This window comes from Nakamurella multipartita DSM 44233, assembly GCF_000024365.1.
Classification (GTDB): domain Bacteria; phylum Actinomycetota; class Actinomycetes; order Mycobacteriales; family Nakamurellaceae; genus Nakamurella; species Nakamurella multipartita.
Genome location: NC_013235.1, coordinates 3162364 through 3177887 on the forward strand (window position 1 = coordinate 3162364; position 15524 = coordinate 3177887).

Genomic DNA, 15524 nt, shown 5'->3' on the forward strand with positions numbered 1-15524 from the left:
TACATTGACCCGTATTGGTCGCAGTACTTATCGCCGGATAGCGCGAACTGAAGCACGCGTGATTCTGTCATCGCCATGGCCCCCCTTGTCGAGGCGCCCATCATCCGGCGCGCGGGGACCATCCGCATCTGACCCAGGTGTCAATTTCCGCGGCCAATGCGACGCGTTGCTACCGAGAGTTGCGGTATTCCGACTCCATCGGCGTTTCCCCGCCGCGCCCGCCTTGCCGACGTGACCATCGGTGAGCGAGTGACGAGGGGCGCATCTTGACGCGGGCCTCGATACTCGGCACCGTGACCTCCCTGGCCAGGCCTGACCATGACGAGCTGGACGACAACACTGCGCGGGTCGCGACCATCATCGCCATGGCCGTCCGCAACGCGCTCGAGGAGATCCACGGCGGTGGGATCGAGGACAGCCTGACCGACCGTCAGATGGCCAAGATCAACCCCATCGTCCGCAACGCGGTGGCCACCACCGTGCACGCCTACTTCGCGCCCGAGGACGATGTCAAGGCGGCGCGATGGCTGCGCTTTCAAGCCATGCTCGTGCCGGACTACTGGGAACGGCCGCGCATCGTCGATGACTACTACGACTGACAAGAGCCGCGTTTCCGCAGGTCAGGTGCCTATCCGGCAACGAGCCGAGTCCTGCCGGTCGCGGGCTCCGGGTGAAGGACGGCATTACGGCCCGTCACCCGAACGTGCATATTTTGCGTATCCGCAGGTTGCACCGGGCACACCGACCGTTCCCGTTCCGCAGATCCGTCACCCCACCCTTGGCCACCGCCACCGCATGATCAACATGACGGATCGGCGCCCCACACCACGGGGTACGACACAGCTGATCCCGAAGCGTGAGGAAGGTGCGGGCCACCTCGGGGAAATCCCGTTTGCGGGCGTCGGTCCCGGCCAACTCCCCCGTCTCCGGGTTCGTATACAACCGCCGCACCCACACCTTGGTCTTGCTGTCGGCCCGGACCAGGTCCCGGGCCACCGGCGCCGGGACCGGCCCGTACCCGACGACCTGCGCCGGCTCATCATCACCGTCGAGCAGGGTCCGGTCGGTCATCACCACATGCAATTCGATACCCGGCACCTCCGCTGCACCCTCGCCCGGAGTCAGCACCCGCCGCACCAGCTCATCAGCCATGATCTGACCCTTGCTCCGATGCTCGTCCGGGTCGACCGCCCCGGCCAGCGCCGCCCGATGCAACGCCCCGAACACCGCCACCCCCTGCACCGTCGGCAGCAACGCCGTCACATACGCCATACAGTCCGGCGCCGGCCGGATACTCACCCGCCGATCCACCGCCAGCAACCGGGCCCGCTGCGAGACCGCGAACGCATCAGTCAACCGGGCCTGCGCCGCCGCCACAGCCCCCTTCACTCGCTCCAATGCGGACAGCAGCTCGATCCGCTCAGGGTCGGACGCCGCATTCAGGGCAGCCAGTTCCGCAACCATCGCGGAGATCTGCTGGCAGCTCGACATGTGTTTGATTTTAGTCGATTCACCTCAGGTTATATACGATATCGACCATCTCAACTGCCTCGACATCACCGGTCGTTCGCGGAAACCGCCCTGGGCCAGCATTTCTCGGACGCCGCTGGCCATTTACCCCGCGGTCGGCGAATCCAGTTTGGCCGCGCCGAAGAACGGCGCCCAGCCACGGATCTGGCGGTCGGCGATCAGACCGAGCGACCAGAACGGATCCTGGTCCAGCAGGCGGGCGACGTGGTCGGCGTCGTCCGCGTCCAGGATGAGCAGGGCGCCGGGTCCGCCGGAGGTCAGCGGTCCGCTGATCACGATCCGGCCCTGCTCGAACAGCGAGGCCAGGTAGTCCTTGTGCCGGGGACGGTGCTCGTCCAGCCGGGCCGGATCGTCGGCGTAGCGGTAGATGACGGCGTGCAGTGACATATGAGGCCTTTCGACGTTGGAGGGGTTCAGAGAGTGTCGGCCAGCGTCCGGCCGACGGCGAAGGCGCGGGTGATGGCCGAGCCCAGGGTGGCGCCGCCGCCCGGATAGGCGTCGGCGAACACGGTGGCGGCGACATTGCCGGCCGCGTAGAGGTTTCCGACCGGCTCCCCCCGCCGGTTGAGCACCCGCCCGTCCTCGTCGGTGACCAGACCGCCGCAGGTGCCCAGGGTGCCGGGCCTGATCGGGATCGCATGGAACGGTCCCTGGGTCAGCGGAGCGAGGCACGGATGCGGTTGCCGGGCATCGCCCAGATACCGGTCCGCGGCGGATTCACCGCGGTGGAACAGCGGGTCGTGCCCGTCGGCGGCGTACTTGTTGAACTCGGCGACCGTCTGGGCCAACGTGAACGCGTCGATCGCCAGCGCCGCGGCCAATTCCTCAACGGTGGATCCGCTGATCGCCCAGCCGGGCACCTGGCCGACCGGGGTGCCGCCGATCGAGTACCGCGAGACGTACCCGCTGTCCACCACCAGCCAGGCCGGAATGTGCTCGTGCTGACCGGTGTTCGGGTCGATCGTCCGGAACACCTTGTTCAGGTCGTGGTAGTTCACCGCCTCGTTGACGAACCGGCGTCCGGCGGCGTTGACCATGATCGACCCGGGCAGGGTCAATTCGACGTTGGCCATCCGGCCGGACGGCCGGCCGTCGTAACGGTGATCGGGATCCTGCAGCACCGGCACCCCCCACACCGCGCGCATGGTGCCCACGCTGCCGCCGGCGGCCAGTCCCAGCTCCAGCCCGTCGCCGGTGTTGCTGGGCGCGCTGATCGGGGTGACCGGGTTGGGCAGGAATGCCGCCTGCAGCCGCGGATTCCACTCGAAGCCGCCGGAGGCCAGGACCACCGCGCGGGCTCGGACGGTGCCCGCCGCCGAGGTCAGCCGCCAGCCGTCCCCGTCCGGACGGAGCTCGTCGACCCCGGCCCCGGTCACGATCTGCACACCCCGCTCTTCGGCCGAGACCACCAGCGACGCGACCAGGGCGCCGCCCATCGTCCGGGTGCCCGCAGCATTCCGGTGGGCGATCAACTCCGCGTCGAACCCGCTGGCCGCCATGGCGTCTCGCTCGGTCATGGTGATCGGTGGGAAGTAGGTCGGCGGCCGGATCCGGGCGGTGACCCCGGGATACTCGGTGCCGTCGAACGGCTGCACGTCCAATCCGCGTCCGCGGGCGGCGCCGGCCCAGTCCGGGTGATAGTCCGGTCGGGGCAGCGCGACCAGCCGCACCCGGGTGCGCTCGTCGAGCCAGCGCACGGCCTCCCCCGCCGTCCGGATGTACCAGCGCAACGTCTGCGCCGGCACCTGGCCGCCGGTGGCGGTGGTCAGGTAGGTCAGCGCGGCCTCGGTCGAGTCGGGGTAGTCCGGCCCCATCAGGTGGTGGTTGGGCATCCAGGCCACCCCGCCGGAGACGGCGGAGGTCCCGCCGAGCAGATCGGCCTTTTCCAGCACGACGACGGTGCGTCCGCCGTCGGCGGCCCGGCATGCGGCGACCAGACCGGCCGCCCCGCTGCCGATCACCGCCACGTCCACGTCCAGATCCAGGTCGAGGGTCATGGTCATCACCGTCCCGCCAGCGGGCCGTCGGCCAGCAGGAAGTCGACGATCAGCTGGGCGACGGCGGTGAACATGTCGCCGCCCGTCGAGGTGCCGCAGCCCAGCGCCCGGGCCGCCTCGATGAGCGGCGGGACGGCCGGTTGGGTGACCACATCGGCGACGAAGGTGTCCGGCGTGAGCTGCTCGATCAGGATCGGCAAGGGGTCGCCGGGGCGCATACCCATCGGAGTGGCGTGCGCGACGAGGTCGAATCCGGTCGGGTCAGGGGTGCCGACGCCGACCACGCGGTCCGGGAACCGGGACTGCAGCCGGGCGATGAGGCTGTCCCGGCGGACCGGGTCGGCATCGTGCAGTGCCAGTTCCGCCGCGCCCTTGGCCAACAGCTCGAGAGCGATCGCGGTGCCCGCCCCGCCGGCGCCGATCTGCAGCACCCGCCGGCCGGCCGGGTCACCGCCGTTCGCGCGCACCGCCGACACGTAGGCCGCTCCGTCGACTTGGTCGCCGTGCCAGGTGCCGTCGGCGTTGCGCCGGGCCACGTTCACCGAGCCGAGGAACGCCGCCCGGTCGGTCAGGGTGCCGCAGTGCCGGGCCACGCCGAACTTGTGCGGCACGGTGGCGATCAGGCCGCCGATGCTGCCCGAGGGGGTCAATCCGGCGATGAGCGCGTCCAGGTGGTCGCCGCTGATCTGCATCGGGACGACAACGCCGGCACACCCACGGGCGGCGAACTCGCGGGTGATGCCGTCCGGGGATTTCACCTGGGCGATCGGGTCGCCCACGATCGGCACGACCAGCGTCTGGCCGGACAGGGCTGGATAGGGGTTCATCGGATCTCCTGAGTTGCGGGGGTGGAGGTGATGTCGGTGGCCGCGCGGGCGGCGTGCCGGGCCGCGACGTAGCCGAAGATGAGGCCGCCGCCGACCTGGCAGCCGGCGCCGGGGTATTCCGCGGCGCTCATCGAGGCGGCGTCGTTCCCGCAGGCGTACAGGCCCACGATCGGATCGCCGGCGGCGTTCAGGACCTGGCTGTCGGCGTTGGTGCGCAGTCCGAGCGAGGTGCCCAGCGGGGTCGGCACCAGCGCGATCGCGTAGAAGGGCGCCTGGTCGATCGGCCCGAGGCAGGGGTTGGGTGTGTGCTCCGGGTCGCCGTACTGCCGGCCGAACGGGCTGGTGCCCTTGCCGAACTCGTCGTCGACGCCGGTCGCGGCGAACCGGTTGTGGTCGGCGACGGTGCGGGCCAGCCCGGCGGCGTCCACGCCGATCGAGACGGCCAGCTCACCGATACTCGGCGCGCGGTGCAGGTACCCCGACTGCAGGTACTTGCGCAGGTACGCCTGGGGCAGCTTGGGCCGGATCAGGCCCAAGCCGTAGCGATGCAGCGCCCGCGAATCGATGATCAACCAGGCCGGCACGGTACCGCTGGCGTACATGGCCCGGACGAACCGGTGGTAGGACACCGACTCGTCGACGAACCGGCGGCCGTCCGCGCCCACCGCGACGATGCCCGGCTTACTGCGGTCCCAGATGTGCGGGAACACCGCGGTCGAGCCGTCCTTGCGCCGCCCGACGGAGCTGGGGAACCAGAACGCGTTGTCGTCCTGCGGTGCGCTCAGCACACCCCCGACATCCATGCCCAGGGAAAGGGTGTCGCCGGTGGATCCCTCACTCGCCCGGGTGTACTGCGGGGTCGGTTCGGGCAGGAACTCGCGCCGCCACCGGGTGCTGGCCGAGAACCCGCCCCCGGCCAGCACGACGCCGCGGCGCACCTGGATCCGCCGCTCCTGACCTTGGTAGGCGACGATCGCCGCGGTGACCCGGCCGGTCTCGTCGGTCACCAGCCGGGTCGCGGTGGCGGTGAACCACACCCGCCCGCCGTGCTGCTTGAGCTGGTGGAAAAGGTTGGCGACCAGAGCGTTTCCCATCGCCAGCCGGGTGCCGCGGCGGTACCGCAGCCGATCGGTGGCCCACCGGGCGCCCAGCCGGCCGGCCAGCGGCAGCGCTCGGGGCGAGCCCTTGAGTAAGGTCAGCAGCCGGTTGACCTCGGCCCGGCGCACCATCATGGTGCCGCCGAAGAGCGCGAACTCGGGCACCGGCGGCCGGACCCGGCTGAAGTCGTCCGGGCCGAGCAGGCGCCCGTCGAAGGTCTGCGGTTCCAGCGCGCGACCGCCCAGGCTGGCGCCTTCGATCTCGGGGTGGTAATCGACGACGGTCGCGGAATGCCAGAACTTCACGCCGAGCGCGTCGAAGTAGTCGATGGCCTCGCCGCCGTGAGCCAGGTAGGACTCGCGGACCTCGCGCGGCGCCTTGTCCCCGACCAGCCGATCCAGGTAGCCGCTGGCCACCTGGGCGTCGTCGGTGATCCCGGCGGCCCGCTGGTAGTGGTTGCCCGGGACCCAGCAGGTGCCGGCCGAGTAGGCAGTGGTGCCGCCCAGGAACTCGGTCTTTTCCAGCACCAGGACGGACAGGCCCTCGTGGGCGCCGGTCACGGCCGCGGACAGGCCGCCCGCTCCGCTGCCCAGGATCAGCAGGTCGACCTGCTCGTCGGGCTCGCGGTGACTGTCACGGTGAACGTCGCTGGGCATCGGTGGCATGCGTCAAGGCTCGCAGCCAGAGTATGTCCTGTCCAACACTGAATAGATCAATCACTTTGTCATGCAGGGTCTTAATGAGGGATCGGCATCACGTCGTCGGCCACGGCCAGCACCGCGCGCAGCACGGTCGACGGGTTGTCCGCCGACCAGGCCAGGGCGTGATCGAGGTAGGTGGGCGCGCCGCGCAACGGCACGAACACCGAGCCGGACGGCATGATCTGGGCAACCCCGTCGGAGATCAGCGCGACCCCGACCCCGGCCGCGACCAGGGTCAGGATCATGAACGGGTCGGTGATCTCCTGCACCACCCGCGGGCGGAACCCGGCGCCGATGCAGGCCCGCACCCCGGCCTCGCGCAGGCCGGACCCGGACGCCGCCGGCGTGGTGATGAAGTCCTCGTCGGCCAGGTCGGCCAGGTCGACCTCCGGATCCTCGGCCAACGGATGGTCGATCGGCAGGGCCACGCCCAGGGGTTCCCGGGCGATCAGCCGGCTGCGCACCGCCGGCGAGGCATCCAGCGGAAGCGCCACGAAACACAGGTCCAGCGAACCCCTTTCGATCTGGAGCACGCCGTCCCGGGTCAGCATCCCGGCCACCAGGTTGAGCGTGACCTGCGGGTACCGCCGGCGCACGGCCCGAGTCAGCGGCGGCAGCGTGCGGTGGTTCAGCGCGCCGGAGAAACCGACCGTGACGGTGCCGTAGACCGCCCCGGACACCGCCCGGGTGGCCTGCCGGCCCAGCTCGAGCTCCTCGAACACGCGGTGCGCGTGCGGCAGCAGGGCCGCCCCGGCCGGAGTCAGGGCGACGCTGCGGGTGCTGCGGTCGAACAGCGTCACCCCGAGTTCGCGTTCGAGCTTGCGGATCGTCTGGCTCAGCGGCGATTGCGCCAGCCGCAGTCGGGCCGCGGCCCGGCCGAAATGCAGCTCTTCGGCGACCGCGACGAACGCCTCCAGCTGGCGAATCTCCACTACCGGCCGCGCAGGCCGAAGGGGTTTCCGTTGGGTCGGCCAGCACGCACACCCGAGCCCCCGGAGCGACCTCGCGGGCGGCGCTGCGTTCGGTCGCGCCGGCCGCCAGCAGCGTGGCAATGGCGGCGTCCAGATCGTCCACGTCGGTGTAGAAGACCGGCCCGCCCGCCTCGGCCGGGGTCAGGCTCACCTCGAAGCCGTCGACGTTGTAGCCCACGTAGTACGGGGTGTCGGTGTGCGGGTCGCCGTACAGCGCCGTGTAGACGGCCTTCGCGGCGTCCAGATCGGCGGCGGGCAGGACCACGCTGCGGATGGCAGTACTCATGACGGACTCCTTGTCGTGGGGCGACGCGGCGCGTCACCGGATGGATGGAACGGGTCGCGGTCAGCGACCCACGTAGTCGGCCAGGTGTTGGCCGGTGAGCGTCGACCGGTCGGCGACCAGGTCGGCGGGAGTGCCTTCGAAGACGATCCGGCCGCCGTCGTGTCCGGCCCCCGGACCCAGGTCGATGATCCAGTCGGCGTGCGCCATCACGGCCTGATGGTGCTCGATGACGATGACCGACTTGCCGGTGTCGACGAGCCGGTCCAGCAGACCGAGCAGGTTCTCCACGTCGGCCAGGTGCAGGCCGGTCGTCGGCTCGTCCAGGATGTAGACCCCGCCCTTCTCCCCCATGTGGGTGGCCAGCTTGATCCGTTGCCGCTCCCCGCCGGACAGGGTGGTCAGCGGTTGCCCGAGGGACAGGTAGCCCAGCCCGACGTCGACCAGGGCGGCCAGGATCTTGTGTGCCGCCGGCAGTTTCGCCTCGCCGACGCTGAAGAACTGCTCGGCCTGGGCGACGGACATGGCCAGCACCTGACTGATGTCCTGGCCGCCGAAGGTGTACTCGAGCACCTCGGCCTGAAAGCGCTTGCCCTCGCACACCTCGCACGGGGTGGCCACCCCAGCCATGATGGCCAGGTCGCTGTAGATCACCCCGGCGCCCTTGCAGTTCGGGCAGGCACCCTCCGAGTTCGCGCTGAACAGGGCGGGTTTGACTCCGTTGGCCTTGGCGAAGGCCTTGCGGATCGGTTCGAGCAGCCCGGTGTAGGTGGCCGGGTTGCTGCGCCGGGATCCCTTGATCGCGCCCTGGTCGACGGTGACGACACCGTCGACTCGGGACAGCGACCCGTGGATGAGCGAGCTCTTGCCGGACCCGGCGACGCCGGTCACCACGACGAGCACACCCAGCGGCACGTCGACATCGACCCGGCGCAGGTTGTTGGTGTCCGCACCGCGCACCTCCAGCGCGCCCGTCGACGTGCGCACCGAGGGTTTGAGCGCGGCCCGGTCGTCCAGGTGCTGCCCGGTCAGGGTGCCGCTGGTCCGCAGCCCGGCCACGGTGCCCTCGTAGACGATCTCGCCCCCGCCGGCGCCGGCCCCGGGACCGAGGTCGACCGCGTGGTCGCCGATGGCGATCGCCTCCGGCTTGTGCTCGACCACCAGCACCGTGTTGCCCTTGTCCCGCAACTGCAGCAGCAGGCTGTTCATCCGGGCGATGTCGTGCGGGTGCAGGCCGATGGTGGGCTCGTCGAAGACGTAGGTGACGTCGGTCAGCGACGACCCCAGGTGCCGGATCATCTTGGTGCGCTGCGCCTCGCCGCCGGACAGCGTGCCCGAGGACCGTTCCAGGGACAGGTACCCCAGGCCGATCTCGACGAAGGAGTCGAGCGTCTGGCTCAACGCGGTGATCAGCGGCCCCATCGACGGTTCGTCGAGTTCCCGGACCCAGTCGGCCAGGTCGCTGATCTGCATGGCGCACAGGTCCGCGATGTTCTTGCCGTTGATCTTCGACGAGCGGGCCCCCTCGCTCAGCCGGGTGCCCTGGCACTCGGGGCACACGGTGAAGGTCACCACCCGCTCCACGAACGCCCGGATGTGCGGCTGCATCGCCTCGACATCCTTGGACAGCATGGACTTCTGGATCTTAGGGATCAAACCCTCGTAGGTCAGGTTGATGCCCTCGACCTTGATCTTGGTCGGCTCCCGGTAGAGCAGGTCGTGCATTTCCTTCTTGGTGAAGCGGCGAATCGGCTTGTCCGGATCGAAGTAGCCGCAGCCACGGAAGATCCGGCCGAACCAGCCGTCCATGCTGTAGCCGGGGATGATCAGGGCGCCCTCATTGAGCGACTTGTTCTCGTCGTACAGGGCGGTCAGGTCGAAATCGTTGACCCGGCCAATGCCTTCGCAGCGCGGGCACATCCCGCCGGTGATGGAGAACTCGCGGCGTTCCTTGGTCGTCTGCCCGGCCCGTTCGAAGGTCACCGCGCCGGCGCCGCTGATCGAGGCCACGTTGAACGAAAAGGCTTGCGGTGAGCCGATGTGCGGCTGGCCCAGGCGGCTGAACAGGATCCGCAGCATCGCGTTGGCGTCGGTCGCGGTGCCCACGGTGGAACGAGGGTTGGCGCCCATCCGCTCCTGGTCGACGATGATCGCGGTGGTCAGCCCGTCGAGCACATCGACGTCCGGCCGGGCCAGCGTAGGCATGAAGCCCTGCACGAAGGCGCTGTAGGTCTCGTTGATCAGCCGCTGGGACTCGGCCGCGATGGTGCCGAAGACCAGCGAGCTCTTGCCCGACCCGGAGACCCCGGTGAACACGGTCAGCCGGCGCTTGGGGATCTCGACGCTGATGTCCTTGAGATTGTTCACCCGAGCACCGTGCACACGGATCATGTCGTGCCGGTCCGCGGCGGGCGGATCGGCCGGCGAGGTCCCTGTGGTGGTGGCGGTGCTCATGCTGTCTCCATCCGTGCAGTCGACGTCCGTGCGGCCGAGGTCCACGCAGTCGGTCCCGGCCCCCCTGTGTCTACCAGCCAGCGACCGGCCCGCATCAGCTCGCGTCCGGGCAGTTCGTCGGCCTCCCGCCAGGCCTGGATGCGGTGCGGGACGACCCGGAACCAGCAGTACCGGATCGCTTCGGCCCGGGGGTCGAAGCCGGCCCGGGCCGCGAACCGGTCGGCCGCCGGCGCGGGCAGCTCGTCCATCTCGAGGACCTGGACGTCACCGTCGATCATGGTCACGTCCCGGGTGCCGCCCAGGCCGAGCCGGACCCGGCCGGTGGCGGCCAGGTTCCGGCCGGTCGGGCTGTCCGCCGGAGTGGCCAGCAGCAGGGCCCGCCCGTCCCAGTCGAAGGACAGCGGCACCAGGTAGGGCGAGCCGTCGGTTCCGGCGCTGGCCACCCACACGTCCACGTCCCGGCTGAGCCGACGCTCGGTGTCGCGGCGGCGCCAGATCGGTGAACGGGGGTCGGCACACATCGCGGGGACCTTTCGACAGTCGTTGCCGCTCAGGGCAGTTCGTTGATGCGGATCATGTTGCCGGCCGGGTCCCGGACCGCGCAGTCGCGGACCCCCCAGGGCTGCGCCATCGGCTCCTGCACGACGTCGGCCCCGCTGGCCTGCAGCGTGTCGAACAGGCCGTCCAAGTCCTTGGTGGCCAAGGTGATGGCGCCGTAGCTGCCCTTGGCGATCAGTTCCAGGACCACCTGCCGCTCGGCCTCGGTGATGCCGGGGTCGACGGCCGGCGGGTGCAGCACGATCGCCGTCTGCGGCTGGTTCGGCGGCCCGACGGTCAGCCAGCGCAGCCCGTCGTAGCCGACGTCGTTGCGCAGCTCGAACCCGAGGGTGCCCTGGTAGAAGGCCAGCGCGGCGTCCGGGTCGGTCTGCGGGAGGAAGGCGTAGTGAATCGTGATCTCCATGCCGCTCACGCTAGTTCCGGCGGCACCGCCCGTGCTTCTCGATTCCTGATCGGTCGGGTGACCTGCTTGGCCAGGCAGGAGGGCATCTCGGGCGCCGGCTGGGCGTGGCGCGCCCGGTAGGCACTGGGTGGTTCGCCGACCAGCTCGGTGAACCGGGTGCTGAACGTGCCCAGGGACGAGCAGCCGACGGCGAAGCAGACGTCGGTGACGCTCATGTCGCCCCGCCGGAGCAACGCCATCGCCCGCTCGATCCGGCGCGTCATCAGGTACCCGTAGGGCGATTCGCCGTAGGCGAGCTTGAACTGGCGGCTCAGGTGCCCGGCCGACATGTTGGCGCCCCGGGCCAGCGCTTCGACGTTGAGCGGCCGGGCGTACTCGCGGTCGATCCGGTCGCGGACCCGGCGCAACCGGGCCAGGTCCCGCAGGCGATCCTCGGCCGACGTACTGGTCACCGGGCGATGGTGCCACGTCGGCCCCTCTTCAAGGTATAGCGGCCCCGGGGGCTTGCGGCAAGACCCCGGTCCGGCCCCAGAATCGCTGCCCGACGACCTGCCCTTCGGGTCGCGAACCGGATCGGAGCGGCCGTGGACTTCCCGACCAGCAGCGTGTTCGACCTGCCCGATCGCCTGGCGGCCAAGGCCGACCCGGCGTTGATCGCCGACGACGAAAGGCATTTCGCCGCCGTCGCGCAGAATCTGGAACAGTCGATCGCCGAGTTGTCCGACCGGCTGGCCGCCGCGCGCCGGTCACCGGGCGGGCCCGGGCAGATCGCGCTGGAACGCGATCAGCAGATCCATCGGCTCACCGCCCGCCGGCGCACCCTGCGGCGCTACGGGGTGGATCTGTGCCTGGCCCGGATCGTCGCCGCCGACCACGGCGAGCCGGTCTACATCGGACGGCTGGGCCTGCGGGACGACGCCGGCCGCCCGTTGCTGCTCGACTGGCGCTCGCCGGCCGCCGAACCGTTCTTCGCGGCCACCCACGCCCACCCGATGGGCCTGGTCAGCCGGCGCCGGTACCGGTGGACGCGGGGCCGGATCACCGACTACTGGGACGAGGTCTTCACCGAGATCCCGACGGCGGACGGCCCGGCCGCACGGGCCGCGCTGGACGATCAGTCCGCCTTCATCGCCAGCCTGGGCGGCAGCCGGTCGGAACGGATGCGCGACGTGCTCGGCACCATCCAGGCCGATCAGGACGCCATCATCCGGGCCGGATCGCGCGGCGCGCTGGTCGTGGACGGCGGTCCGGGCACCGGCAAGACCGTGGTCGCGTTGCATCGCACCGCCTACCTGCTCTACGCCGATCCAAGGTTGGGCCATCACCGTGGGGGTGTGCTGTTCGTCGGGCCGCATCAGCCCTACCTGGCCTACGTCGCCGACGTGTTGCCGAGCCTGGGCGAGGAGGGCGTGCGGACCTGCACGCTGCGGGACCTGGTGGCGGAGGGATCGGCGGCCACCGTCGAGATCGACCCGGCGGTGGCCGGCCTGAAGTCGTCGATGGCGATGGTGGACGCGATCGAGGCGGCCGTGCGGTTCTACGAGGAGCCGCCCACCGAGGGGCTGTCGGTGAGCACCCCGTGGGCCGACCTGTGGCTCGACCCGGACGACTGGCAGCGGGCGTTCGCCGCGCCGGAACCGGGCACCCCGCACAACCACGCGCGGGCGGCGATCCTGGCCGAGCTGGTCACCATCCTGCTCGACTCGCTGATCGACACGGCCGGGGTCGACGTGCCGGCCGAGCAATTGGCGGCCGCGCTGCGCCGCCACCGCGACCTGCTCACCGCCCTGTACCGGGCCTGGCCGCTGATCGAGGCGGCCGACCTGGTCGGGGACCTGTGGTCGGTGCCGGCGTACCTGCGGCGGTGCGCACCCTGGCTCACGGCCGAGCAGGCGCGGCGGCTGCACCGCGCGGACGCACAGGCCTGGACCGAGTCCGACCTGCCGCTGCTGGATGCGGCCCGGCACCGGCTAGGCGACCCGGCGGCCGCCGACCGGGACCGGCGCCGCGCCGCCGCGGTCGCCGCCCGCCAGGAGTCGATGACGCAAGTGGTCGAGCACCTGATCGAGTCCGACGACTCGGAGATGGCGGTCATGTCGATGCTGCGCGGCCAGGATCTGCGCGAGGCGTTGGTCGACGAGGCCGAGCTACCGGCCGCCGATCCGGACGTGCTGGCCGGCCCGTTCGCCCATGTCGTGGTGGACGAGGCCCAGGAGCTGACCGACGCGCAGTGGCAGATGCTGGTGCGCCGCTGCCCGTCCCGCAGCCTGACGATCGTCGGCGACCGCGCCCAGGCCCGGCACGGGTTCGCCGAGTCCTGGGCGCAACGGTTGGACCGGGTCGGACTCGGCTCGATCGCTGGCTCGATCAGGGTGGCGTCGTTGACCATCAACTACCGGACCCCGATCGAGGTGATGACGCGCGCCGAGCCGGTGATCCGGGCCGTCCGGCCGGATGCCAACGTGCCCACCTCGGTCCGGCACGGCCGGCCCGTCGTCGACGGGTCGACGGCCGAGCTGGCGACGATCGTGGACGCCTGGTTGGCCGCCGAGGTCGACGGAATCGGTTGCGTCATCGGCGATCCCACGTTCCGGCCGCGTCCCCGGATCCGGTCGCTGACTCCCGAGCTGGCCAAGGGGCTGGAGTTCGACCTGGTCGTGTTGGTCGATCCGGACCGGTTCGGCCCGGCCGGCGCCATCGAGACGGCGGTCGACCGCTATGTCGCGATGACCCGGGCGACCGCGCAGCTGGTGATCCTCACCTCGCCCGGGAGTAGATGCTGACCTCGGTCGCCTTGACCGCGAAGAACACCGGATCGCCGGGTTGCAGGTGCAGGTCGGCCGCGGCGGCGACGGTGACGTCGGCCAGCAGCGCGCCGACCGCGGGGATCGGCGCGGTGTGCAGCCGGACGACGTCGCCGCGCGGTTCGAGTTCGGTGATGGTGACCGGCAGGTGGTTGCGGGGGCTGCCGGACGGCTCGGTCAGATGCACGGCGACCGCGGACGGCCGGAACATGGCGACCGCGGGTTCCCCGACCGGGCAGCTCGGATCGAGCCGACCGCTGACGATCGTGCCGGTGTCGGTGACCAGGTGGGTGGTCTGGGCGGTCCCGGTGATCAGGTTGATGCCGGCGATGCGCGCGGTGAACGCCGACCGGGGTTCGGTGAGCACGGTCCGGGTGGGGCCGTCCTCGACGACGTGCCCGGCCTCGATCACCACCACCCGGTCGGCCAGCGACAGCGCGTCGATCAGGTCGTGGGTAACCAGCAGCGCGGTGCGGCCGCTGCCGCGCAGGACGCGGCGCAGCAGCTGCCGCACGGCGGGGGCGACGGCCACATCCAGGGCGGCCATCGGTTCGTCGAGCAGCAACACCGCGGGGTCGGCGGCCAGCGCCCGGGCGATCGCGATGCGCTGGGCCTGGCCGCCGGAGAGCTGGGCGGGTTTGCGGTCGGCCAGCTCGGTCGCGTCCACCGCGGCCAGCCACCGGTCGGCGACGTCCCGGGCGGCCCGCCGGCCCTGCCCCTGGCTGCGCGGGCCGAACGCCACGTTGGCGGCGGCGGACAGGTGCGGGAACAGCAGCGCCTGCTGGGCGAGCAACACCACCCGGCGCCGGTGCGGTGGCATCCAGGCGCCGGTGGCGGCGTCGGCCAGGACCTGGCCGTCCAGGGTGATCCGGCCGGTGTCCGGCCGCAGCAGGCCGGCCAGCAGCGACAGCAGGGTGGACTTGCCCGCCCCGTTGGCGCCCAGGACGGCGACCACCTGGCCGGCGTCGACGGACAGGCTCAGGTCGGTCCCCCGGTCGGCGACCGTGGCGGTCACCTCCAGTGCGCCGCCCGGCGGCCGGGTGCCCAGGACGAGGGATTTGCTCGTCACCGGACGCCCTCGCCGCCGCGCCCACGGGTGGCCAGCACGATCAGTACCGCGACGACGACGAGCACCAGGGACAGCGCGACGGCAGCGTCGGCGTCGCTCTCGCGCTGCAGGTAGATCTCCAGCGGCAGAGTGCGGGTGACGCCCTGCAGGCTGCCGGCGAAGGTGAGGGTGGCGCCGAACTCGCCCAGGGCCCGGGCGAACGCCAGCACCGCGCCGGAGAACAGGCCGGGCAGCACCAGCGGCAGGCTGACCCGGCGCAGCACCGTGGTCGGGGTGGCCCCCAGAGTGGCCGCCACCGCCTCGTACCGACGGCCGGCCGAGCGCAGCGAACCCTCCAGGCTGAGTACGAGAAACGGCAGGGCGACGAAGGTCTGGGCGATGACCACGGCGGTGGTGGTGAACGCGACCCGGATGCCCAGCACCTCCAACGAGCTGCCCAGCAGTCCCTGCCGGCCGAAGGTGTAGATCAGGGCGATGCCGCCGACCACCGGGGGCAGCACGAGCGGGAGCAGGACCAGGGAGCGGGCCAGCCGCAGCCCGGGGAACCGGGCCCGGGCCAGCACCAGGGCCATCGGCGTGCCCAGGAGCACGCACAGCACGGTGCTGGCGGTCGAGGTCTTCAGGCTCAGCCACAGGGCGTCAACCGAGGAATCGGAGGTGATCAGGGCCGCGAACTGTGACCACTGCACCCGGGCCAGCATCGCCACCAGCGGCAGCACGATGAACAGGCCGCCCAGCCCGGCGGGCAGGAACACCCACCCGGGCAGGCCGGACGCGGACGCGGTCCGACCTCGCCGCCGGACCGCGTCCGGCACGGTGGTCATCCCCG

At 71.2% G+C, this 15524-nt stretch carries 14 protein-coding genes; 2 read left to right on the top strand and 12 right to left on the bottom strand.

The genetic code is table 11. The annotated features are described in order from the left end of the window. Positions 1–293: 293 nt before the first annotated feature. Complete coding sequence (locus NAMU_RS14275; protein ID WP_041368980.1) at positions 294–599, top strand: hypothetical protein; 306 nt, start codon at positions 294–296, stop codon at positions 597–599. Positions 600–693: 94 nt separating this feature from the next. Here the strand turns inward: NAMU_RS14275 and NAMU_RS14280 are convergent, their stop codons facing one another. The 10 genes from NAMU_RS14280 to NAMU_RS14325 all read right to left on the bottom strand — a co-directional run bounded on the left by NAMU_RS14280 (position 694) and on the right by NAMU_RS14325 (position 11274). Then, positions 694–1491 (bottom strand): HNH endonuclease, encoded by a 798-nt coding sequence (locus NAMU_RS14280; protein ID WP_052307949.1) that lies wholly within the window; start codon positions 1489–1491, stop codon positions 694–696. A 123-nt stretch (positions 1492–1614) separates the two neighbouring features. Continuing rightward, entirely contained in the window at positions 1615–1917 is a 303-nt protein-coding gene (locus NAMU_RS14285; protein ID WP_015748108.1) for a YciI family protein, read from the bottom strand. A 26-nt stretch (positions 1918–1943) separates the two neighbouring features. Next, positions 1944–3527 (bottom strand): FAD-dependent oxidoreductase, encoded by a 1584-nt coding sequence (locus NAMU_RS14290; protein WP_217180417.1) that lies wholly within the window; start codon positions 3525–3527, stop codon positions 1944–1946. A gap of 5 nt (positions 3528–3532) precedes the next feature. Then, the gene (locus NAMU_RS14295; RefSeq protein WP_015748110.1) at positions 3533–4354 is read right to left on the bottom strand and encodes a shikimate dehydrogenase family protein; all 822 of its coding nucleotides are present in this window, start codon (positions 4352–4354) and stop codon (positions 3533–3535) included. Beyond that, complete coding sequence (locus tag NAMU_RS14300) at positions 4351–6108, bottom strand: FAD-dependent oxidoreductase (RefSeq protein WP_138180216.1); 1758 nt, start codon at positions 6106–6108, stop codon at positions 4351–4353. Before NAMU_RS14300 ends, NAMU_RS14295 begins: the two co-directional genes overlap by 4 nt. 80 nt (positions 6109–6188) lie before the next feature. Next, entirely contained in the window at positions 6189–7085 is an 897-nt protein-coding gene (locus NAMU_RS14305) for a LysR family transcriptional regulator (RefSeq protein ID WP_015748112.1), read from the bottom strand. A gap of 385 nt (positions 7086–7470) precedes the next feature. Then, the gene (locus NAMU_RS14310; protein WP_015748113.1) at positions 7471–9861 is read right to left on the bottom strand and encodes an ATP-binding cassette domain-containing protein; all 2391 of its coding nucleotides are present in this window, start codon (positions 9859–9861) and stop codon (positions 7471–7473) included. Continuing rightward, positions 9858–10382 (bottom strand): pyridoxamine 5'-phosphate oxidase family protein, encoded by a 525-nt coding sequence (locus NAMU_RS14315; RefSeq protein ID WP_015748114.1) that lies wholly within the window; start codon positions 10380–10382, stop codon positions 9858–9860. The genes NAMU_RS14310 and NAMU_RS14315 overlap by 4 nt, the downstream gene beginning before the upstream one ends. Before the next feature lie 29 nt (positions 10383–10411). Next, positions 10412–10822: a VOC family protein gene (locus NAMU_RS14320; RefSeq protein WP_015748115.1), complete on the bottom strand. Its 411-nt coding sequence runs from the start codon at positions 10820–10822 to the stop codon at positions 10412–10414. Positions 10823–10827: 5 nt separating this feature from the next. Continuing rightward, complete coding sequence (locus NAMU_RS14325; RefSeq protein WP_015748116.1) at positions 10828–11274, bottom strand: helix-turn-helix transcriptional regulator; 447 nt, start codon at positions 11272–11274, stop codon at positions 10828–10830. Positions 11275–11406: 132 nt separating this feature from the next. Here NAMU_RS14325 and helR point away from each other — a divergent pair, with 132 nt between their 5' ends. Beyond that, entirely contained in the window at positions 11407–13605 is a 2199-nt protein-coding gene (gene helR / locus NAMU_RS14330) for an RNA polymerase recycling motor ATPase HelR (RefSeq protein WP_015748117.1), read from the top strand. Here the strand turns inward: helR and NAMU_RS14335 are convergent. Together NAMU_RS14335 and NAMU_RS14340 are read right to left on the bottom strand one after the other, a co-directional pair. Then, positions 13580–14695, bottom strand: a complete 1116-nt coding sequence (locus NAMU_RS14335) for a sulfate/molybdate ABC transporter ATP-binding protein (RefSeq protein WP_015748118.1) — start codon at positions 14693–14695, stop codon at positions 13580–13582. The two genes, helR and NAMU_RS14335, sit on opposite strands and share 26 nt — an antisense overlap. Further along, positions 14692–15519 carry an ABC transporter permease gene (locus NAMU_RS14340; protein ID WP_015748119.1) on the bottom strand — a complete coding sequence of 276 codons (828 nt, stop codon included), beginning with the start codon at positions 15517–15519 and terminating at the stop codon, positions 14692–14694. Before NAMU_RS14340 ends, NAMU_RS14335 begins: the two co-directional genes overlap by 4 nt. Between the last annotated feature and the right edge of the window lie 5 nt (positions 15520–15524).

Excerpts from the sequence above, each read along its gene's own strand:
- NAMU_RS14280 (WP_052307949.1), bottom strand. The coding sequence starts at position 1,491 with ATGTCGAGCTGCCAGCAGATCTCCGCGATGGTTGCGGAACTGGCTGCC.
- NAMU_RS14285 (WP_015748108.1), bottom strand. The coding sequence starts at position 1,917 with ATGTCACTGCACGCCGTCATCTACCGCTACGCCGACGATCCGGCCCGG.
- NAMU_RS14290 (WP_217180417.1), bottom strand. The coding sequence starts at position 3,527 with ATGACCCTCGACCTGGATCTGGACGTGGACGTGGCGGTGATCGGCAGC.
- NAMU_RS14295 (WP_015748110.1), bottom strand. The coding sequence starts at position 4,354 with ATGAACCCCTATCCAGCCCTGTCCGGCCAGACGCTGGTCGTGCCGATC.
- NAMU_RS14300 (WP_138180216.1), bottom strand. The coding sequence starts at position 6,108 with ATGCCCAGCGACGTTCACCGTGACAGTCACCGCGAGCCCGACGAGCAG.
- NAMU_RS14310 (WP_015748113.1), bottom strand. The coding sequence starts at position 9,861 with ATGAGCACCGCCACCACCACAGGGACCTCGCCGGCCGATCCGCCCGCC.
- NAMU_RS14315 (WP_015748114.1), bottom strand. The coding sequence starts at position 10,382 with ATGTGTGCCGACCCCCGTTCACCGATCTGGCGCCGCCGCGACACCGAG.
- NAMU_RS14320 (WP_015748115.1), bottom strand. The coding sequence starts at position 10,822 with ATGGAGATCACGATTCACTACGCCTTCCTCCCGCAGACCGACCCGGAC.
- NAMU_RS14340 (WP_015748119.1), bottom strand. The coding sequence starts at position 15,519 with ATGACCACCGTGCCGGACGCGGTCCGGCGGCGAGGTCGGACCGCGTCC.